This is a genomic window from Oryzihumus sp. (assembly GCF_054325275.1).
The window spans coordinates 15,306-34,283 of record NZ_JBTCWL010000043.1 but is presented as its reverse complement, the minus strand read 5'-3'; the positions used below and the strand labels follow the sequence as shown (position 1 = coordinate 34,283).

The following is an 18,978-nucleotide window of genomic DNA, read 5'->3' as shown; positions in this document are numbered from 1 at the left end:
GGGGCGCCGTGAGTGACCGGCGTCAGTGGCCGCGGCCGAGGCCCCCACCGAGGACGACGGCGTGGCGCAGGTCGTTGACCTGGGCGTCACGCGTCGCGACCGGGGCGACGCCCAGGCTGCGCTCGATCGTGGCGAGGATCGAGGTGGTGTCGTAGACGGTGTGGTCAACGCCGGAGCGGGTCATCCGCGCGGAGAGGACCAGAGCCGGGATACGGGTGCCGGGACCCCACGCGTCGTGGGCGCCGACGGTGCTCGAGCCCTGGCCGGGCGGGGCCACGTGGTCCCACTGGCCGCCGAACTCGTCGTACGTCACCACGACCAGGGTGTCCTTGGCCTGCGGGCCGCTCGTGACGGTCTTGAGCAGGTCGACCAGGTGGTCCGAGCCGTTGGGCTCGCTGGCATAGCCGGGGTGCTCGTTCTCGGCGCCGTAGGGCTTGACGAAGCTGACCGTGGGCAGCGTGCGGTTCTTCGCCGCGGCGACGAACTTCGTCTCGTCCTGCAGGTGGGCGCGGCCGGGCGTGCCCGGGGCGTAGTCCTTGTAGTAGTTGAACGGCTGGTGGTGGTACTGGAAGAGCGGGCCGGGATGGCCGGCCTCGGCGTCGTCCCAGCCGCCGGAGTACCAGTTCCAGCTGATGCCCTTGGCGCTGAGGCGGTCACCGATGTTGGGGTACTTCGCGTCGTCGATGAGCGGGATCTTCGCTCCGCCGCCGAAGGGCTTGCTCGACGGCTGCACCGTGTTGACCGCGAGGTTGCCGCACGCCGTCGCGTAGTCCGCGGTCACCGCCGGGTCGGCGCACTTCTTGGTCAGCTGGCCGTCGACGACGGTGCCGTCGGCCTTGTACAGCGGGTAGCTCGTCGGCATCCCGTTGCTGTCCAGCACCGTGTTCTTCGCGCCGAGCGCCCCGGCGCTGGTGTCCTCGGGCGCCCGCGCCGCGATGAGGTACTGGTGGTTGAGGAACGAGCCGCCGAACGCGCCCTGGAAGAACCGGTCCGCGAGGACGTAGTTCGGGGCGCCCTGGCTGTGCAGGTAGCGGTAGATCGGCAGGTCCCTGGTGTCGTAGTGGCCCATGGTCAGGCCGACCGCGTCCGAGCCGGTCACGTAGCGGTCCTGCCGGCCGCCATCGAGCTGGTACTGCTCCTGGTAGAAGCGGTGCACGAGGTCGCGGGTGCAGCCGCCGGGCTCGGCGCCGGGGGAGTCCTTGAGCACGCCGTTGGGCGCGTAGACCGTCTCCGGCGGACAGGTCTTGTCCTCCGGCTTGATGTAGTCGTCGATGCGGAAGGGGGAGTTGGTGAACGCGCTCGCGGAGACCCCGTGCGCGCTGTCGCTGCACGTCGAGGGCTGCGGCGGGCTGGCCAGGTTGACGTCGTCCTGCAGCAGGCAGCGGTATGCCGTGCCGTCCTGGGCGACCTGGGTCGCCTTCGCGCGCGGTGCGGCCTGCAGGCCGTCGACCCGCTGCCCGGCCACCGAGCCCCAGCCGCCGTAGAGGTTGTCGAAGGAGTGGTTCTCCTCGTAGATGACCACGAGGTGCTTGTAGCCCCCGACAGGGCCGGTCCCGACCCCGCTGTGGTGGGCGGGGGTGGCGGCCCCCGCGCTGGCCGGCCAGGCGGCGACGGCCAGCAGGGCGGCGGCTGCTCCGGCCGCCGCGGTGAACGTCTTTCGTCCCACGAGTGTCTCCTCGAGTGCTCAGGTGCCCCGGCCCACCCGGGCAGGGTCCACCCGGCACCCTGTCCCCGCCACTTGACGGTGTGGCGACGCGAAGGTGACGGGCGCGCGAACGGATGGCGCGAGATACCGGCAGGTCGGCGCGGCGTGCACGATTCGGGCAAGTCGCACCACGCTCGGTAGCCTTGCCGGGTGAGCCTCCGTTTGTACGACACCGCCACGCGCGAGCTGCGCGACTTCGTCCCCGTGACCGAGGGCAAGGCCGGCGTCTACATCTGTGGCCTGACCACCCAGGGCGCCCCGCACATCGGGCACGTGCGCTTCGCGGTGGCGTTCGACGTCCTGCGCCGCTGGCTGACCATCGGCCACGGCCTCGACGTCACGCTGGTGCGCAACGTCACCGACATCGACGACAAGATCCTGAACAAGTCGGCAGAGGCCGGCGTGCCATGGTGGGCCTGGAGCTACCAGAACGAGCGGGCCACCAGCGAGGCGCTGGAGTCCCTCGGAGTGCTGCCGGCGACCTACGAGCCGCGGGCCACCGGGCACATCACCGAGATGCTCGACCTCATGCAGACCCTGGTCGACAAGGGCCACGCCTACGCCGCGCCTGACGGCAGCGGCGACGTCTACTTCGACGTGCGCAGCTGGTCGGCCTACGGCGAGCTGACCCACCAGAAGATCGAGGACATGGAGGCGGCGGCCGACGCCGACCCCCGCGGCAAGCGGGACCCCCGCGACTTCGCCCTGTGGAAGGGTCACAAGGCCGGCGAGCCGGAGACGGCGAGCTGGCCCACGGCATACGGGCAGGGGCGCCCGGGCTGGCACCTGGAGTGCTCGGCCATGGTCCGCAAGTACCTCGGCGACACCTTCGACATCCACGGCGGCGGCGTCGACCTGCGCTTCCCGCACCACGAGAACGAGCAGGCGCAGTCGCGCGCGGCCGGGCTCGGCTTCGCCAACTACTGGCTCCACAACGCGTGGGTGACCGTCGGCGGGGAGAAGATGAGCAAGTCGCTCGGCAACTCCCTGCTGGTCAGCGAGATCACCAAGATCACCCGCCCCCTTGCGCTGCGCTACTACCTCGGCGCGGCGCACTACCGCTCCACGATCGAGTACCACGAGGGCTCGCTGCGCGAGGCCGAGGCGGCGGTCGACCGGATCGAGGGCTTCCTGCGCCGGGCGACCAACGGCTCCGCGACCCTGCCGACGGTCGAGCTGCCCGCGGCGTTCGTCGAGGCGATGGACGACGACCTCAACGTCTCCGGCGCGCTCGCGGTGGTCCACGAGACGGTCCGGGCCGGCAACACCGCCCTCGACGACGGCGACCACGCGGCGGCGCTGGAGGCGGCGGCGGCCGTCGTCGCCATGACCGACGTGCTCGGCGTCAACCCGCTCGACCCCCGCTGGAACGGCGGCTCCGGCAGCGGGGCGGCCGACGCGATGACCGCGCTCGACGCCCTGGTCAGCGACCGCCTGGCCGCCCGCGAGTCGGCCCGGGCCGCGCGGGACTTCGCCACCGCTGACGCGATTCGCGACCAGCTCACCGCGGCGGGCATCTCCGTCGAGGACACCCCGTCCGGTGCGCGCTGGTCGCTCGCCCGACACACCGACGTCTGAGAGACGAGACTGAACACCCATGGCCGGTAACTCCCAGCGCCGAGGCGCGATCCGCAAGTCCAAGAAGGGCGCCACCGTCGGCAGCGGCGGCCAGCGCCGCAAGGGCCTCGAGGGCAAGGGCCCCACGCCCAAGGCCGAGGACCGCACCAAGCACGTCGCCGCCCGCCGGGCACGCGCCGTCGCCAAGCGCGACGGCAGCAGCGCCGGTGGTCAGCGCTCCGGCGCGAGCCGTGGCGGCGCCTCCCGCGGTGGCGCCGGCTCCGGCCGTCGGTCCCGCACGTCCAGCGAGGTCGTCGCCGGCCGCAACTCGGTCGTGGAGGCCCTGCGCGCCGAAGTCCCGGTCACGACGATGTACGTCGCCGGCCGGATCGACTCCGACGACCGGGTCCGCGAGGCGATGAAGATCGCCACCGCCCGGGGCATCCCGGTGCTGGAGACCCCGCGCGGCGAGCTCGACCGGCTCACCGACGGCGCGGTGCACCAGGGCCTGGCGCTGCAGGTGCCGCCGTACGAGTACGCCCACCCCACCGACCTGGTCGACCCGCAGACGCCCGGCATCCCGCTGGTCGTCGCGCTCGACGGGATCACCGACCCCCGCAACCTCGGCGCGATCATCCGCTCCGTGGCGGCGTTCGGCGGCCACGGCGTGATCGTGCCCGAGCGCCGGTCCGTCGGCATGACCGCCAGCGCGTGGAAGACCTCCGCCGGCGCCGCGGCCCGCGTCCCGGTGGCGCTGGCCAGCAACCTGACCCGGACGCTGGAGGACTACCGCAAGGCCGGCTACTTCGTCCTCGGCCTCGACATGGACGGTGACGTCGAGCTGCCCTCGCTGGAGCTGGCGACCGAACCGCTGGTCGTCGTGGTCGGCTCCGAGGGCAAGGGCCTGTCCCGCCTGGTGTCCGAGACCTGCGACCAGATCGTCTCGATCCCGATGTCCTCTGCGGTCGAGTCGCTCAACGCCGGCATCGCCACGGGCGTCACGCTCTACGAGATCGCCCGCCAGCGCGCCACGAAGAAGTAGGCGCCGCCGGTCACACCACCATCTCGCCGACAGGGACGTTTCTCGGGTTTGAAGGCCCCTCAAACCCGAGAAGCGTCCCTGTCGGGGGATGCGGTCCCTGCTCACGGGTTGAACGATCTCCGTGTGAGCCGTCACCGGGGGAGCACCGCACGCCAACGCGTCCTTCTCGTCGTGGCGCTCGCCGTGGTGGTCGGCTGCGCCAGCCCGTCGGTGGGTCCCCTCCCGGGGGCATCGGCACCGGCATCAACACCGTCGTCTGCTCCCCTGCGCCCCGGGGCGGTGACCACGACCACGCCGTCCGCAGCTGCTGCCCGGCAGTCACTGCCGGGAGTCGCCTGCCCGGTGCGCCCCGAGCCACTGAGGCCCTCCATGGCCGAGGCGGCCTTTGCCGCGGTGGTCCGCTACAACGAGAGGGACCCTGCCTTCGACCCTGCGACGCTGCGCCGGGACCGCGTCGTGCCCGGGCCGGACGCCGGCCCCCGCGGTGAGCAGGCGGCCGCCGAGTGCGGAGCTGCCATGGCCGCACGCACCTTCGTGGTGATGACGACCCGGACCGACCTGCTGCCCAGCCAGAGCGCGAGCCAGGGCGTCTGGTTCGTCAGCCGGGTGGAGGGCCGGTTCGTCGTCTGGCAACAGGTCCACTGACGCCCTCTCGGCGGCAGGAATCGGCAGAACCGCACGACGGCGAGGCCGCGGGACGTCCGGCTACTTGTCGACGTCGCCGACGACGAAGAACATCGAGCCGAGGATGGCGACCATGTCGGCGATGAGGTTGCCCGGCAGCACCTCGCCGAGCACCGACACGTTGTTGAACGACGCAGACCTCAGCTTGAGCCGCCACGGCGTCTTGTCCCCGCGCGAGACGAGGTAGTAGCCGTTGAACCCCAACGGGTTCTCGGTGTGCACGTAGGTGTGGCCCTCCGGCACCCGCAGCACCTTGGGGAGCCGCTGGTTGACCGGCCCCTGCGGCAGCGACCCCAGCACGTCGAGGCAGTGCTCGGCGATGTCGAGGCTGACGTGGACCTGCTCGAGCAGCACCTCCAGGCGCGCGAGGCAGTCGCCCTCGGTGCGCGTGACCACCCGACCGGGACCACCGGGGGCGAAGATCGAGGCGTAGGCGAGGTAGGGCTCATCCCGCCGGAGGTCCATGTCGACGCCGGACGCCCGCGCGATCGGGCCCGAGACGCCATACGCATCAATGGTTTCCGGCGACAGCACCCCCACTCCACGGGCGCGCGCATGGACGATCTCGTTGCCGACCAGCATGCTCTCGAGGTCGGGCAGCCGCCGCCGCACTGCCGCGATCGCCGAGGCGACGCGCCCCAGCCACCCCGCCGGCAGGTCCTCCTTGAGGCCGCCGACCCGGTTGAACATGTAGTGCATCCGGCCGCCGGAGGCCTCCTCCATCACGGCCTGCAGCTCCTCCCGCTCGCGGAAGGAGTAGAAGATCGGCGTGATCGCGCCCAGCTCCAGCGGGTAGGACCCGAGGAACATCAGGTGGTTGAGCACGCGGTTCAGCTCGGCCAGCAGGGTGCGGGCCCAGGTGGCGCGCTCGGGCACCTCCATGCCGAGCATCGACTCCGCCGCGAGCACCACCCCGAGCTCGTTGCCGAACGCCGAGAGCCAGTCGTGCCGGTTGGCCAGCACGATGATCTGCCGGTAGTCGCGCACCTCGAACAGCTTCTCGGCGCCGCGGTGCATGTAGCCGATGACCGGCTCGGCGCTGACGATCCGCTCGCCGTCGACGACGAGGCGCAGCCGCAGCACGCCGTGCGTGGCCGGGTGCTGCGGGCCGATGTTGAGCACCATGTCGGCGGTGGCCAGGCCACCGGCGCCCATGCCGACGGTGAGCTCGCGCGGGCTCGCGGGGGTGCTCATGGCGTCAGTCTGCCAGCCCACCCGCATCGCGCGACGCGCCCTGGTGCCGGCCGGCACCAGGGCGCGTGGTCACCTCCGCGCCCCCGGCGCGCGTCGGTGTCGTCAGCGAGGGCTCAGCAGCCCGGCTCGTTCTCGGCGTGGGTCATCACGCCCTCCTCGTCGAGGGTGACGACCACGATGTCCTCGGGCTCGCCGAGCGAGGACATCTGGTGCAGGTCCGAGGACTGGCTCTGCACTGGCTGGTCCGGCGCGACGCAGTGGTGGTAGACGAACGTTGCGTCCGGCGAGACGGGGATGCGGAACAGGGTGCGGCCCAGGTTCTCGAACGGCGGGGTCGTGAACGGCTTGATCGCCAGCCCGTGCTCGGCGATGTCGGTGTCCGACACGCCATTGGCGGTGAACCGGTCGAGCACCGCGACCGGCACGCCGTCGCGGTCCTCGACCTTGTCGATGGTGCCGAGGTCGAACTTGCGCCCGACGACGTCGCTGCCGTTGCCGCTGTCGGTGGTCGCGTCCGAGCCTGCCGGGTCCACCGCCGAGGGGGCGGCGGCCGGCGTGACGGCGTCAGTGGGCTGCTGCGCTGCCGGGGTGCTGCCGCCACAGGCCGACAGGCCGAGGGTCAGCACTGCCGCGACGGCGAGGGGCAGGGTCCGGGTCGTGAGGGTGGACGGCCGGCTGGTCCGGGGGGTGGGCATGCGCAGGGGTCCTCTCGCGGAAGGTGGGGGAGTGCCGGACATCCTTCCCGACCCCGCGCTGGTGTCCACCCGGGGGCTGATGGACCATCGGCGCATGACCGTGTCCGCCGAAACCGTGCTCGACCTGGCCGACCCCTCGGTCGTGGCCGACCCCTACCCGCACTTCGTCCGGCTGCGCGAGGTCGCCCCGGTCGTCCACCACGAGGGGCTGGGCCTGGTGCTGGCCACCAGCCGGGCCGCGTGCGACGCCGTGCTGCGCGACCGGCGGCTGGGTCGGATCTTCGTGCCGAGGCGGCCCGAGCAGGACTGGGACACCTTCAACTGGCTGCACGCGGACTCCATCCTCGACTCCGAGCCGCCCAAGCAGACCCGCCTGCGCCGGCTGGTCGCCTCGGCGTTCGGCCGCGGCCACGTGCAGCGGCTCGGCCCGCGGATCGAGCCGCTGGCCGCAGGCCTGCTCGACGACGCCGAGGAGGCGCTCGCCCGGGACGGGCAGGTGGACGTCCTGGCCGCGTACGCCGAGCCGTTGCCGGTGCTCGTCATCGCCGAGCTGCTCGGCTTCCCCGAGGCCGACCGGCACCTGCTGCGCCCGTGGTCGCAGGCCATCGTGAAGATGTACGAGGTCGAGCGCTCGCCCGAGGCCGAGCTGGCCGCACAGCGGGCCGCGGCCGAGTTCGCCGCCTACGTGCAGGACCTGGCCGACGACCGGGCCCGCCACCCTGGCACCGACCTGCTCAGCGACCTCGTCGCGGCCCGCGACGGCTCGGACCGGCTCTCACCCCACGAGCTAGTCGCCACCGCTGTGCTGCTGCTCAACGCCGGTCACGAGGCCAGCGTCAACGGCTTCGGCAACGGCCTGGCCTCGCTGCTGGCCGCTCCCGACGAGCTCACCGCCGTGATGGGCCGCCTCGGGGACGACGCGGCGGTCACCGCCCTGGTCGAGGAGATGCTGCGCCACGACTCGCCGCTGCAGCTGTTCGAGCGCACCGCCACGAAGGACGTAGAGGTGGCCGGCGTCCGGATCGGCACGGGGGACAAGGTCGCCGCGCTCCTGGGGGCGGCCAACCGGGACCCGGCCGTCTTCGCCGAGCCCGACCGGTTCCGGGCCGACCGGGACCCCAACCCGCACCTGGCCTTCGGTGCCGGGATCCACTTCTGCCTCGGCGCCCCGCTTGCCCGGCTCGAGCTGCAGGTCAGCACCCGGGCGCTGCTGCGCCGCTTCGGCCGGCTGCAGGTGGTCGACTCCGCCCGCCGGCCCACGTTCGTGCTGCGCGGCTACGAGCACCTCACCGTCGCACCCGCGTGACCGCCCACAGGAAGTCACCGAGCCCGCCCCGCGCGGTCAGCGCGGCGGCGGCGGACGCCTCGCCGAGCGCCCGCAGGTATGCCGTGGGGTCGGCTCGCGCTAGCTCGTAGCCCGGGCGGACCGACCCGTCGACGCCCAGGCGGCGCAACGCGCTCCGCTGGTCCAGCAGCTCGTCGTGGGGCAGGGAGTCCATCGCGACGTGGGCGGTGATGTCGCACGACCCGTCGGGCACCGGCACGACGTGGTGCCCGGCGCGGAACCCGGTCAGGGTCCCCGCGGCGGGCCGGTCGCCGCGCACGTGGCCGTAGTCCACCGCCACGGCGACGCCTGACACCAACCGTCCCAGCAGGGCCGCCCACGCCTCGTCGCGGGGCCGGCCGACCTCCACGCGGTCACCGGGAGAGGCCTCTGCGGTCGGCCAGAACCGTTGGCACCAGCGAAGATCCGGGCCGTCCAGTGCCGGGCCGAGGCGCTCCGAGCCGTCGGCGGGGTCGACGAGCACCACCCTCGGCACCCTGGCGTCGTCGACCTCGGCGACCGGGCACGGCACCACGTCGAGCCACTCGTTGGCCACGACCAGCGCGTCCGCCACGCCGCCCAGGGTCGTGGGCAGGTCGGGGCCGCCCGGCGACTCCAGCCACTCCACCGGCCCCGGCAGGCCCTCCGGGCGCGGCACGACGTCAATCCCGAGGCAGCGCACGGCCGGGTCGAGCGCGTGCACGTGCGCGAGCAGCTCGCCCCGGCCGCAGCCCACGTCCACGAACGTCGTCAGGCCCTCCGCATGCATCCAGCGGACCAGGGCTCCCGCCAGGACGGGGCCCAGACCGGGGGCTCCCTGGGCCGACGTCGCGAAGTGCCCGGCCGGTCCTGCGGGCTGCCGGTAGAGGCCGCCGGGGCCGTAGAGCGCGGCCTGCCACGCCTGCTGCCAGGGCATCGATGTCACGGGCAGCACGCTACGGCCCCCCGCGACCGCGCTAGCGTTCCGTGCGTGAGCACCCCCGAGGAGCGTCCCGCACGCCTGGAGGTCGGCGTCGTCGGCGCCGGCCGGGTCGGTGCCGTCCTGGGGGCGGCCCTGGCGCGGGCCGGGCACAAGGTCGTGGCCGCCTCCGCCGTGAGCGACGCCTCCCGGGCGCGCGCCGCAGCGCTGCTGCCCGGCATACCGCTGCTGCCCGTCGAGGAGGTGGTGGCGCGGGCCGAGCTGCTGCTGCTCACCGTCCCCGACGACGCCCTGATCGACCTCATCGCCGGGCTCACGGCGACGCACTCGTGGCAGGCGGGGCAGATCGTCGTGCACACCTCGGGCCGCCACGGCGTCAAGGTCTTCGAGCCCGCCGCCGGTCACCACATCATCGGGCTGGCGCTGCACCCGGCGATGACGTTCACGGGCACGCCGATGGACCTGACCCGCCTGACCGACTGCTGCTTCGGGATCACCGCGCCGGAGGTGCTGCGCCCGGTGGCCGAGGCCCTCGTCGTGGAGATGGGCGCCGAGCCGGTGTGGATCGCCGAGGAGCAGCGCGAGCGCTACCACGCGGGCCTGGCGCACGGGGCCAACCACCTGGTCACCCTCGTCGCGCAGGCGATGCAGGTGCTCGCCTCGGCCGGCGTGGAGCACCCGCACCGGGTCATCGCCCCGCTGCTCAACGCCGCGCTCGACAACGCGCTGCGCCTGGGTGACGCCGCTCTCACCGGTCCGGTGGCCCGCGGCGATGCCGGTACCGTTGCTGCGCACCTGCGACAGCTGGCCGACGAGACCCCTGACGTCCGCGCGACCTACCTCGCCCTCGCGCGCGCCACAGCCGAGCGAGCCCTGGCGAGCGGGCGGCTGACGGCGTCCGCGGCCGAGCCGCTGCTCGACATCCTTGCCGTCCCGAAGGAGCTCCCTTGACCACCGAGACCGCCACGCCCGTCGTCGCACGCACCCGCGACGAGCTGGCCGAGGCCCGCGCCGCGCTCACCGCCGGCGACGTGGCCGTGGTCATGACGATGGGGGCGCTGCACCACGGGCACGCCCAGCTGATCAAGCAGGCCCGCGCCCGCGCCGAGCACGTCATCGTCACGATCTTCCTCAACCCGCTGCAGTTCGGCCCGCGCGAGGACCTCTCGCGCTACCCGCGCACGTTCGACGACGACATGGAGATCTGCACCCGTGAGGGCGTCGACATCGTCTTCGCCCCCACGCCGGACGTCGTCTACCCCGACGGCGACCCGGGCGTGCGCATCTCGGCCGGCCCGCTCGGCGCCGTGCTCGAGGGCCAGGCGCGGCCCGGCCACTTCGACGGCGTCCTCACCGTCGTGGGCAAGCTGCTGCACCTCACCGGCGCCAGCAGCGCCTACTTCGGCCAGAAGGACGCCCAGCAGCTGCTGCTGATCCGCCGGATGGTGCGCGACCTGGACTTCCCGGTCGACGTGGTGTCGGTGCCCACCGTGCGGGAGGAGGATGGTCTGGCCATGTCCAGCCGCAACACCTACCTCACCGCCTCGGACCGCGAGGTCGCCCTGTGCCTGTCGCAGGCGCTCAAGGCCGGCGCGGACGCCGCCGCCGAGGGCCCCTCGGCGATCCGGCGGGCGGCCCGCTCCGTGCTGGTCAAGGAGCCGCTGGCCCTCATCGACTACCTCGTGCTGGTCCACCCGACCACGCTCGAGGACGTGCCCGAGTGGTACCGCGGGGAGGCCCTGCTCGCCGTCGCCGGACGAGTCGGCACCACCCGTCTCATCGACAACATGCCGGTCCGCGTCGGCCCCGGAGGCGGGGCCCTGCAGGTGTTCTCCGAGCACGCCGGTCGCCACGAAGCCCCCGTCGAGTAGCCAAGGACGACAACGTGCAGCGCTTCATGCTCTACGCCAAGATCCACCGGGCCACGGTGACCCAGGCGGACCTCAACTACGTCGGCTCGGTGACCGTCGACCGGCTCCTGCTCGAGGCGGCCGGGCTGCTGCCGGGTGAGCGCGTCGACATCGTCGACGTCACCAACGGCAACCGGCTGACCACCTACGTCATCGAGGGCGAGGCCGGCTCGGGCACCATCTGCATCAACGGTGCCGCCGCCCACCTGATCCAGCCCGGCGACATCGTCATCCTCATCGCCTACGCCGGCATGGACGACGCCGAGGCGCGCAGCTTCGTGCCCAAGGTCGTCTTCGTCGACCACGACAACCGGATCGTCGACGTCAGCGGCGACCCGGGCCAGGTGCCCGAGGGCTTCGGCCTGGAGAGCTCCGGGCTCGCCAGGGGTGCCATGTGAGCGCGACCCTGCCGCGCGGCATACCGTCGCGGCTGGTCGCCCCCGAGGCCGGCTGGACCGTGTCCGCGGACGTCATCGTCGTGGGCTCCGGTATCGCGGGCCTCACCGCCGCGCTCCGGCTGCGGCAGCGGGTGGACCGGGTCCTGCTCGTCACCAAGACGGTGCTGTCCGAGGGGTCCACGCTGTGGGCGCAGGGCGGCATCGCCGCGGCCCTGGACGAGAAGGACTCCCCGGAGGAGCACCTGCGCGACACCCTCGTCGCCGGGGTGGAGGTCTGTGACGTCGAGGCCGTGCGCACCCTCGTCAACGAGGGCCCGGCCCGCGTGCGGGAGCTCGTCGCGCTCGGCGCGGAGTTCGACCGTGACGCCAACGGGGAGATCTCGCTGACCCGTGAGGGCGGCCACCACCGTGACCGGATCGCCCACGCCGGCGGAGACGCCACCGGCAAGGAGATCTCGCGGGCGCTCATCGCCGCGCTGCACGCGGTCATCGACGACCCCGGCATCCAGGTCATCGAGCACGCCCTGGTCGTGGACCTGTTGCAGGACAAGGACTCCCGGGTCTGCGGCGTGACCCTGCACGTCATCGGCGAGGGCGAGGTCGACGGTGTCGGTGCCGCGCACGCCCGCGCGGTGGTGCTGGCCACCGGAGGTATCGGCCAGGTGTGGTCGGCCACGACGAACCCGTCCGTGGCCACCGGCGACGGCGTGGCTGCCGCCCTGCGCGCCGGCGCCGTGATCGCCGACCTGGAGTTCGTGCAGTTCCACCCGACCGTGCTCTGGCTGGGCGAGGGCTCCAGCGGCCAGCAGCCGCTGATCTCCGAGGCGGTGCGTGGCGAGGGGGCGTTCCTCGTCGACGAGGACGGCGTGCGGTTCATGCAGGGCGTGCACGAGATGGCCGACCTGGCCCCCCGTGACGTCGTGGCCCGCGCCATCGTCGACCGGATGGCCCTGACCGGCACCGACCACGTCTACCTCGACGCCCGGCACCTCGGCCGCGAGTTCCTCGAGGCGCGGTTCCCCTCGATCGTGGCGCGCTGCCGCGAGCTCGGCTTCGACCCGGTCACCGACCTGCTGCCGGTGGCGCCGGCCCAGCACTACGCCAGCGGCGGCGTGCGCACCGACCTGCACGGCCGGACCTCGCTGGCCGGGCTCTACGCCTGCGGCGAGGTGTCCTGCACCGGCGTCCACGGCGCCAACCGCCTCGCATCCAACTCACTGCTCGAGGGCCTGGTCTTCGCGAGCCGCATCGCCGACGACGTCTCCGGCAGGCTGGCCCGCGGCGAGCTGTCCGCCACCACGCCCGAGCCGCCGTCCGGACCGGCCGCGCTGGTGCCCGCGGCGCGCCGCACCGACATCCAGCGCGCGATGACCCTCGGCTCGGGGGCGGTGCGCTCCGGCGACGGCCTGGCCCAGACCGCCAAGACGCTGGCCGTGGTCGCCGAGGACGGCGAGCAGGCCGCTCCCGGCCCGCTCTCGTGGGAGACCTCCAACCTGCTGCACGTCGGCCAGCTGCTCACCCACGTCGCGGCGATGCGGGAGGAGACCCGGGGCGGGCACGTCCGCTCCGACTTCCCCCGGCGCGACGAGCACTGGCGCGCGCACATCCACGCGTGGCGGGAGCCGGACGGCTCCGTCTCCACCTCCATCCACCCCGTCGACCCCCAGGACCTCGCATGACCGGATTCCCCGAGAAGGCCGCCCAGAGCATCGTCGACGGGGCGCTGGAGGAGGACCTCGGGGGTTTCCCCGGCGTCGACGTCACCAGCACCGCGACGATCCCCGCCGGCCAGCGCTCCACCGCCCACGTCGTGGCCCGGGCCGACGGTGTCCTCGCCGGTGCGCCGCTGGTGTCGCTCGTCTTCCGTGCCGTCTCCGAGCGGCTGGGGCTGCCGGAGGTCGACGTCGAGCTGGTCCACGAGGACGGCGACATGCTGCGCCGGGGTGAGGTCATCGCCGTGCTGCGCGGCTCCACCCGCGCGATCCTCGTCGGCGAGCGGACCCTGCTCAACCTGCTGTCCCGGCTCTCGGGCGTGGCCACCCACACCCGGCTGTGGGCGCTCGAGCTCGAGGGCACCGGCGCGACCGTGCTCGACACCCGCAAGACGACGCCGCTGCTGCGCGCGCTGGAGAAGTACGCCGTCCGCTGCGGCGGGGGCACCAACAAGCGCATGGGGCTCTACGACGTGGCCATGATCAAGGACAACCACAAGCTGGCCGCCGGCTCGCTGACGGCCGCGATCGCGGCGGTCCACACGGCATACCCGACGGTGCCCATCCAGGTGGAGGCCACGACGCTGGAGGAGGCGCTGGAGTCCGTGCAGGCCGGGGCGCGCTTCCTGCTGCTCGACAACATGACCCCCGAGCTGCTCCAGGCCACCGTCGAGACCGTGCGGGCCACGGGTGAGGATGTCGAGATCGAGGCGACCGGCGGGCTGACCCTCGACGTGGCGCGGACCTACGCGCTGACCGGCGTGGACTACCTCTCGGTCGGCGGGCTGACGCACTCCTCACCGATCGTCGACATCGCGCTGGACCTCGTCGAGGGCTGACGCCCAGCCGCTGGGGCCGCTCAGCCGAAGTGCGTGACGAGGCGCTCGGCGTAGTACCGCTCCCAGGGCAGGTCGGTGACCGCGTCCGTGAACTCCTCGTCGAGGCTGACCAGCTGCTGGGTCAGCTCGCTGCGCACGGGGGCCCGGCCCAGCAGCGTCGGAAGCTCCGAGAGCCGCACCAGCCAGTCGGAGTACCACGTGGCCCAGTCGTCGTCCGCGCCGTCGGTGAGCCGGTAGACCCGGTGGTGGGTCTCGGCGACCTCGTGCAGCAGCTCGCCCACCCGGTCGATCTGGTCAGCCATGGTGACCACCTCCACGCCCGAGGATCGGCCTTGCGTGAGGCGGGCGCACCCCGCCGATGGACGAGGCCGGCCCTGCGTCAGCGGCGGCGCAGCCGGTAGCACTCGGTGAGCATCGGCAGCTCGACCATCCCGTCGGCGCCGGCGACGCGGCGGCCGAGGTCCTGGACCCGCTCGAGCACCTCGTCGCGGTCGGGGCGGATCGCCACGAACGACCACGTGGCGGCATGACGGGCCAGGTCCTCCGGGCTCTGCTGCATCGTCCAGCCGAAGACCTCGTGCTCGACCGGCTCGAACGCCTCGGGGAAGGCCGGGAAGTCCTGGTCGTCGGCGATGCTCTCGTGCCGGTCGACCAGGGCGGAGAGCTCCTCCTGCCACGCGACCGACTCGTCACGGCGGTGCCACGCCATGGACAGCCACCCGCCGGGCCGCAGCACCCGGGCGCACTCCTGCGACGCTGCCTCGTGGTCGAACCAGTGCCACGCCTGGAAGACCGTCACCGCGTCGGCCGACCCGTCCTCGACGGGCACGTGCTCGGCACTGCCGTCGCGCGGCTCGACGCGCGCGGCGACCTCCGGCCCCAGCCCCGGCAGTGATCCTCGCAACGCCGCGAGCATCCCCTCGGCGGGCTCGACGGCCGTGACCCGGTTGCCCATCCGGGCGAGCACCCGGCTGCCCTTGCCGGTGCCGGCACCGAGGTCGACGACGGCGAGCTCCGTTGCGGGGTCAGGGGATCCGAGCATCCAGCGCACTGTCTCCTCGGGCCACGAGGGTCGCACAGCGTCATACTCCTCAGCGATCGCCCCGAAGGAGGTGCGGCGCCGGCTGAACACGTCTTCCGTGCTGTTCCCACCCATGCGGCGGAAACTACCTCGCAAGGGGCACAGGCGCACTTAGTACCCTTGCCGGGTGAGCGACAACCCCACCCCCGCCGTGCCCGATGTCGATGTGCCTGAGCAGATGCGCGTCCGTCAGGAGAAGCGGGCGCGGCTGATCGCCGAGGGCAGGGAGCCGTATGCCGTGGGCGTGCCCCGCACGCACACCCTCGCCGACGTGCGGGCCGGCTACCAGCACCTCGAGGCGGGGGAGGAGACCGACAACCTCGTCGGCGTCGCCGGCCGGGTCGTCTTCGTGCGCAACACCGGCAAGCTCTGCTTCGCCACGCTGCAGGAGGGGGACGGCACCCGGCTGCAGGTCATGCTCAGCCTCGCCGAGGTGGGCGAGGAGTCCCTCGCCTCGTGGAAGTCCGACGTCGACCTGGGCGACCACGTGTTCGTCCACGGCCGGGTCATCTGCAGCAAGCGCGGCGAGCTGTCGGTCATGGCCGACTCCTGGACCATGGTCAGCAAGGCCCTGCGCCCGCTGCCGACCCTGCACAAGGAGCTCTCCGAGGAGTCCCGGGTCCGCCAGCGCTACGCCGACCTGCTGGTGCGCCAGGAGGCGCGCGACATGGTGCGCACCCGCGCCCGTGTGATCAGCTCGCTGCGCCACACCCTGGAGAACCACGACTTCATCGAGGTCGAGACGCCGCAGCTGCAGCTCATTCACGGTGGGGCCGCGGCCCGTCCTTTCCACACGCACCTGAATGCGTTCGACATTCCGATGACGCTGCGGATCGCGCTCGAGCTCTTCCTCAAGAGGGCCGTTGTCGGAGGTGTCGACCGGGTCTTCGAAATCGGCAAGAACTTCCGCAACGAGGGCATTGACTCCACGCACAGCCCCGAGTTCACGATGCTGGAGTTCTACCAGGCTTATGGCGACCAGTTCACCGCCGCCGAGCTCACCCGTGAGCTGGTCCTGAACTCCGCCAAGGCGGCCGGCGTCGGCACCACCGTCGTGGACTACCGCGGCAACGAGGTCGACCTCGCCGGCGAGTGGCGCTGGCTGCCCATCGTCGACGCCGTCTCCGACGCCCTGGGCGAGGAGGTCTCCGCCGCCGAGGACGAGGACTCGGCCCAGCGCGTGCGCAAGCTCGCCGAGGCCCGCGACATCGAGCTGCGGCCCGGCTGGGGCACCGGCGAGATCATCCTCGAGGTCTTCGAGCAGCTCGTCGAGCACACCCTGATCCAGCCCACGTTCGTGTGCGACTACCCCGAGTCCGTGCGGCCGCTGGCCCGCGGGCACCGGTCCACGCCGGGCCTGGTCGAGGCGTGGGACCTCATCATCGGCGGCATCGAGCTCGCCCCCTCCTACAGCGAGCTGGTCGACCCGGTCATCCAGCGCGAGCGCCTCACCCAGCAGTCGCTGCTCGCGGCCGGCGGCGACCCCGAGGCCATGCAGCTCGACGAGGACTTCCTGCGCGCGCTGGAGTACGGCGCCCCGCCGATGGGCGGCACCGGCATGGGCGTGGACCGCCTGGTCATGCTGCTCACCGGCAAGCCGATGCGCGAGGTCATCCTCTTCCCGACCGTGAAGCCGGAGTGATCATGCATTCCCTCTGGCTCGCCATTGCCGCGCTGCTGCCGACCGCCGGCGTCGCATTTCTCTTCTACCTCGTCATCAAGGCGATGATCGAGGGCGACCGGCGTGAGCGCCTCGCGCATTCCCAATGGGAAGCCCAGCAGGAACATCCGGAAAAGAATCCGCATTCTGAGGATTTACCTCAGTAGCAATCTCACGTAGGGTGCGTTCGTCAATTGACGAGCCGGAATTTCTTCACTCATCCGTGATGGCAGTAATTCCTCCACCCCCTCCGGAGAAAAACATGGCACAACGCGTTGTGGTCACCCTCGAAGATGACATTGACGGCGGTGAGGCCGCCGAGACCGTGTCCTTCGCGCTGGACGGCGTCTCCTACGAGATCGACCTGTCCGAGGCCAACGCCAGCAAGCTCCGCGACGACCTCGCGTCGTGGATCGGTCACGCCCGCCGGGCCGGTGGTCGCAAGACCACCTCGACGGCGCGCCGCGGCGGCGGCGGCCGCGGTGGTCGCGACCTGTCCGCGATCCGCGAGTGGGCGCGCAAGAACGGCCACAAGGTGAGCGACCGCGGTCGCATCTCCGCCGACATCCAGGCCGCCTACGACAAGGCCCACGCCTGAGCCGGCCCGGCACCGCACGACGGCGCCCGAACCCCAGCCGGGGTCGGGCGCCGTCGTCGTCCACGGGGCTGAGAGGGTCGGGGGCATGACGCAGGCCGGGACCGACGCCGACCGCGACCTCGCGCTGTCGCTGGTCTCGTCACGGCTGGGCTGGATGGATGTCCTCCCCGCCGGGCACGGGAGCGCCCTGCCGTGGTCCTGCGCCGACGTCGTCGAGGGACAGGAGCGGGGAGAGGACCCCACCGCCCCCTGGCGGGAGGCGCTGGCCTCGACGACCGCGCGGCAGTACCGCCAGGACCCACGACCGGCGATGCCGGCGGCGTTCGTGCTCCTGTGGTACCTCGACCTCCTCGCCCACCCGGTGGTCTTCGCCGCGGTGCTCGGCCCCTGGGTGATCGACCCCAGCCCCGGCAACGTGCGCTTCGACCTGCAGACCGACCAGCACTACCCCGAGGCGGCCTCCTTCGCGACCGGCGACCTGCTGCTGGTCACCGACCCGGCGCAGCGGCAGGACCTGGCCCGGCGGCGCTACCGGGCGCACGCGGAGCGCTTCGTCGACGGCTACCGGCCCGGCGTGAAGATGAGCTCGCGCCAGCGACACGGTGCCGTCGAGGACACGTGGGAGATCGCCTCCCGCCGGGCCGCGGAGGCGTGCCTGCCGCCGCCACCACCGGAGCCGCAGCGACGGCGGTCGTGCTGCTTCATCTTCACCCTGCCCGGCGCGAGCACCTGCGCGATGTGCCCGCGGCTCAGCCCGCCAGCTGGGCGCTGAACACGTCGCCGTCGCGGGCCACCCGCGCCAGCACCTCGTCGATGTCCAGCTGGCGCAGCGCGTCACGGTCGTCTGCGCCCCGCTCCACCTCGGCCCACGTCCGCGGCGCCGCCACCGTCGGGGTCTCGCGGCCGCGCATGGACCACGGGCAGATCGTCGTCTTGGCCGCGGTGTTCTGGCTCCAGTCGAGCAGCACCTTCCCGGGCCGCAGCGACTTCGTCATCTTCCACACCACCCGGTCGGGGTGCCGCTTGGTCAGGTCCTGGGCGACCTGGCGGGCGACCTCCCGGATGGTGTCGGCGTCCTGCTCGCCCGGCAGCCGCGCATACAGCTGCATGCCCTTGCTGCCGCTGGTGACCGGGGCGCACCGCAACCCGATGGCCTCCAGCCTCTCGCGCACGTCCAGGGCGAGCCGGGCGCACTCGTGCAGCCCGGCGGGGGAGCCGGGGTCGAGGTCGATCACCATGCGGTCCGGGGGCAGCGGGCGGCCGTCCGCGTCGAAGCGCCACTGCGGCACATGCAGCTCCAGCGAGGCGAGGTTGACCAGGTAGGTCAGTCCGGCGGTGTCCTCCACGACCGGGTAGCGGATCGTGTCACCGCCGCCACGCGAACCGGACGAGGACACGGTGACCGTGCGCAGCCACGAGGGCGCCCCGCCGGGCAGGTTCTTCTCGAAGAAGGACGGCCCCGCCACCCCGTGCGGCCAGCGGATCCGGGTGACCGGCCGGTCGGCCAGCAGCGGCAGCAGCACGGGGGCGATGCGCGCGTAGTAGTTGAGCACCTCGCCCTTGGTGGTCTCCGTCGCCGGGTACATCACCTTGTCGAGGTTGCTCACCTGCAGCCGCCGCCCGTCGACGGTCACCGCCACGGACTCCTTCTCCGGCACCC

At 72.7% G+C, this 18,978-nt stretch carries 20 protein-coding genes; 13 read left to right on the top strand and 7 right to left on the bottom strand.

Annotation, left to right across the window (positions count from 1 at the left end; genetic code table 11):
• Nucleotides 1-22: 22 nt before the first annotated feature.
• The gene (locus ACXVGS_RS12330) at nt 23-1,666 is read right to left on the bottom strand and encodes an alkaline phosphatase family protein (protein ID WP_458536997.1); all 1,644 of its coding nucleotides are present in this window, start codon (nt 1,664-1,666) and stop codon (nt 23-25) included.
• Nucleotides 1,667-1,855: 189 nt separating this feature from the next.
• Between ACXVGS_RS12330 and cysS the strand changes: the two genes are divergently transcribed.
• From cysS to ACXVGS_RS12315, 3 genes are all read left to right on the top strand, one after another.
• On the top strand, nt 1,856-3,283 hold the full coding sequence (gene cysS / locus ACXVGS_RS12325) for a cysteine--tRNA ligase (RefSeq protein ID WP_458529656.1): 1,428 nt from the start codon (nt 1,856-1,858) through the stop codon (nt 3,281-3,283).
• A 19-nt stretch (nt 3,284-3,302) separates the two neighbouring features.
• A complete protein-coding gene (gene rlmB, locus ACXVGS_RS12320; protein WP_458529655.1) occupies nt 3,303-4,304 on the top strand; it encodes a 23S rRNA (guanosine(2251)-2'-O)-methyltransferase RlmB in 1,002 nt (333 codons plus the stop codon).
• A 369-nt stretch (nt 4,305-4,673) separates the two neighbouring features.
• Nucleotides 4,674-4,949, top strand: a complete 276-nt coding sequence (locus ACXVGS_RS12315) for a hypothetical protein (RefSeq protein ID WP_458529654.1) — start codon at nt 4,674-4,676, stop codon at nt 4,947-4,949.
• Between the two features lie 60 nt (nt 4,950-5,009).
• Here ACXVGS_RS12315 and ACXVGS_RS12310 read toward each other — a convergent pair whose 3' ends face one another.
• Both ACXVGS_RS12310 and ACXVGS_RS12305 read right to left on the bottom strand, forming a co-directional pair.
• Complete coding sequence (locus tag ACXVGS_RS12310; RefSeq protein ID WP_458529653.1) at nt 5,010-6,182, bottom strand: NADH-quinone oxidoreductase subunit D; 1,173 nt, start codon at nt 6,180-6,182, stop codon at nt 5,010-5,012.
• Nucleotides 6,183-6,295: 113 nt separating this feature from the next.
• Nucleotides 6,296-6,877 (bottom strand): hypothetical protein, encoded by a 582-nt coding sequence (locus tag ACXVGS_RS12305; protein WP_458533356.1) that lies wholly within the window; start codon nt 6,875-6,877, stop codon nt 6,296-6,298.
• A gap of 31 nt (nt 6,878-6,908) precedes the next feature.
• Here ACXVGS_RS12305 and ACXVGS_RS12300 point away from each other — a divergent pair, with 31 nt between their 5' ends.
• Nucleotides 6,909-8,183, top strand: a complete 1,275-nt coding sequence (locus ACXVGS_RS12300; protein WP_458536996.1) for a cytochrome P450 — start codon at nt 6,909-6,911, stop codon at nt 8,181-8,183.
• Here the strand turns inward: ACXVGS_RS12300 and ACXVGS_RS12295 are convergent.
• Nucleotides 8,164-9,117: an SAM-dependent methyltransferase gene (locus ACXVGS_RS12295; RefSeq protein WP_458529661.1), complete on the bottom strand. Its 954-nt coding sequence runs from the start codon at nt 9,115-9,117 to the stop codon at nt 8,164-8,166. The two genes, ACXVGS_RS12300 and ACXVGS_RS12295, sit on opposite strands and share 20 nt — an antisense overlap.
• Before the next feature lie 54 nt (nt 9,118-9,171).
• Between ACXVGS_RS12295 and ACXVGS_RS12290 the strand changes: the two genes are divergently transcribed.
• The 5 genes from ACXVGS_RS12290 to nadC are packed head-to-tail and all read left to right on the top strand — an operon-like array spanning nt 9,172 to nt 13,979.
• The gene (locus ACXVGS_RS12290; protein ID WP_458529650.1) at nt 9,172-10,071 is read left to right on the top strand and encodes a Rossmann-like and DUF2520 domain-containing protein; all 900 of its coding nucleotides are present in this window, start codon (nt 9,172-9,174) and stop codon (nt 10,069-10,071) included.
• On the top strand, nt 10,068-10,991 hold the full coding sequence (gene panC / locus ACXVGS_RS12285) for a pantoate--beta-alanine ligase (protein WP_458529649.1): 924 nt from the start codon (nt 10,068-10,070) through the stop codon (nt 10,989-10,991). Before ACXVGS_RS12290 ends, panC begins: the two co-directional genes overlap by 4 nt.
• Before the next feature lie 14 nt (nt 10,992-11,005).
• Nucleotides 11,006-11,428 carry an aspartate 1-decarboxylase gene (gene panD / locus ACXVGS_RS12280; RefSeq protein WP_141789523.1) on the top strand — a complete coding sequence of 141 codons (423 nt, stop codon included), beginning with the start codon at nt 11,006-11,008 and terminating at the stop codon, nt 11,426-11,428.
• Nucleotides 11,425-13,107, top strand: a complete 1,683-nt coding sequence (locus tag ACXVGS_RS12275) for an L-aspartate oxidase (protein ID WP_458529648.1) — start codon at nt 11,425-11,427, stop codon at nt 13,105-13,107. Before panD ends, ACXVGS_RS12275 begins: the two co-directional genes overlap by 4 nt.
• Nucleotides 13,104-13,979, top strand: a complete 876-nt coding sequence (gene nadC, locus ACXVGS_RS12270; protein WP_458529647.1) for a carboxylating nicotinate-nucleotide diphosphorylase — start codon at nt 13,104-13,106, stop codon at nt 13,977-13,979. The genes ACXVGS_RS12275 and nadC overlap by 4 nt, the downstream gene beginning before the upstream one ends.
• 20 nt (nt 13,980-13,999) lie before the next feature.
• Here the strand turns inward: nadC and ACXVGS_RS12265 are convergent, their stop codons facing one another.
• On the bottom strand, nt 14,000-14,281 hold the full coding sequence (locus tag ACXVGS_RS12265) for a hypothetical protein (RefSeq protein WP_458536995.1): 282 nt from the start codon (nt 14,279-14,281) through the stop codon (nt 14,000-14,002).
• A 77-nt stretch (nt 14,282-14,358) separates the two neighbouring features.
• The gene (locus tag ACXVGS_RS12260; protein WP_458533354.1) at nt 14,359-15,135 is read right to left on the bottom strand and encodes a class I SAM-dependent methyltransferase; all 777 of its coding nucleotides are present in this window, start codon (nt 15,133-15,135) and stop codon (nt 14,359-14,361) included.
• Nucleotides 15,136-15,238: 103 nt separating this feature from the next.
• Here ACXVGS_RS12260 and lysS point away from each other — a divergent pair, with 103 nt between their 5' ends.
• The 4 genes from lysS (at nt 15,239) to ACXVGS_RS12240 (ending at nt 18,090) form a co-directional block, all read left to right on the top strand.
• Nucleotides 15,239-16,702 (top strand): lysine--tRNA ligase, encoded by a 1,464-nt coding sequence (gene lysS / locus ACXVGS_RS12255; protein WP_458529660.1) that lies wholly within the window; start codon nt 15,239-15,241, stop codon nt 16,700-16,702.
• Nucleotides 16,703-16,704: 2 nt separating this feature from the next.
• Nucleotides 16,705-16,887 carry a hypothetical protein gene (locus ACXVGS_RS12250; RefSeq protein WP_458529659.1) on the top strand — a complete coding sequence of 61 codons (183 nt, stop codon included), beginning with the start codon at nt 16,705-16,707 and terminating at the stop codon, nt 16,885-16,887.
• Nucleotides 16,888-16,982: 95 nt separating this feature from the next.
• On the top strand, nt 16,983-17,318 hold the full coding sequence (locus tag ACXVGS_RS12245) for a histone-like nucleoid-structuring protein Lsr2 (protein WP_458529644.1): 336 nt from the start codon (nt 16,983-16,985) through the stop codon (nt 17,316-17,318).
• Nucleotides 17,319-17,403: 85 nt separating this feature from the next.
• Nucleotides 17,404-18,090 (top strand): (2Fe-2S)-binding protein, encoded by a 687-nt coding sequence (locus ACXVGS_RS12240; protein WP_458529643.1) that lies wholly within the window; start codon nt 17,404-17,406, stop codon nt 18,088-18,090.
• Here ACXVGS_RS12240 and ligD read toward each other — a convergent pair.
• Nucleotides 18,068-18,976, bottom strand: a complete 909-nt coding sequence (gene ligD, locus ACXVGS_RS12235) for a non-homologous end-joining DNA ligase (RefSeq protein WP_458532493.1) — start codon at nt 18,974-18,976, stop codon at nt 18,068-18,070. The genes ACXVGS_RS12240 and ligD overlap by 23 nt on opposite strands.
• Nucleotides 18,977-18,978: the final 2 nt, after the last annotated feature.

Excerpts from the sequence above, each read along its gene's own strand:
- lysS (WP_458529660.1), top strand. The coding sequence starts at position 15,239 with ATGCGCGTCCGTCAGGAGAAGCGGGCGCGGCTGATCGCCGAGGGCAGG.
- ACXVGS_RS12310 (WP_458529653.1), bottom strand. The coding sequence starts at position 6,182 with ATGAGCACCCCCGCGAGCCCGCGCGAGCTCACCGTCGGCATGGGCGCC.
- rlmB (WP_458529655.1), top strand. The coding sequence starts at position 3,303 with ATGGCCGGTAACTCCCAGCGCCGAGGCGCGATCCGCAAGTCCAAGAAG.
- ACXVGS_RS12245 (WP_458529644.1), top strand. The coding sequence starts at position 16,983 with ATGGCACAACGCGTTGTGGTCACCCTCGAAGATGACATTGACGGCGGT.
- ACXVGS_RS12315 (WP_458529654.1), top strand. The coding sequence starts at position 4,674 with ATGGCCGAGGCGGCCTTTGCCGCGGTGGTCCGCTACAACGAGAGGGAC.
- nadC (WP_458529647.1), top strand. The coding sequence starts at position 13,104 with ATGACCGGATTCCCCGAGAAGGCCGCCCAGAGCATCGTCGACGGGGCG.
- ACXVGS_RS12295 (WP_458529661.1), bottom strand. The coding sequence starts at position 9,117 with ATGCCCTGGCAGCAGGCGTGGCAGGCCGCGCTCTACGGCCCCGGCGGC.
- ACXVGS_RS12260 (WP_458533354.1), bottom strand. The coding sequence starts at position 15,135 with ATGGGTGGGAACAGCACGGAAGACGTGTTCAGCCGGCGCCGCACCTCC.
- ACXVGS_RS12305 (WP_458533356.1), bottom strand. The coding sequence starts at position 6,877 with ATGCCCACCCCCCGGACCAGCCGGCCGTCCACCCTCACGACCCGGACC.
- ACXVGS_RS12240 (WP_458529643.1), top strand. The coding sequence starts at position 17,404 with ATGACGCAGGCCGGGACCGACGCCGACCGCGACCTCGCGCTGTCGCTG.
- ACXVGS_RS12265 (WP_458536995.1), bottom strand. The coding sequence starts at position 14,281 with ATGGCTGACCAGATCGACCGGGTGGGCGAGCTGCTGCACGAGGTCGCC.
- ACXVGS_RS12250 (WP_458529659.1), top strand. The coding sequence starts at position 16,705 with ATGCATTCCCTCTGGCTCGCCATTGCCGCGCTGCTGCCGACCGCCGGC.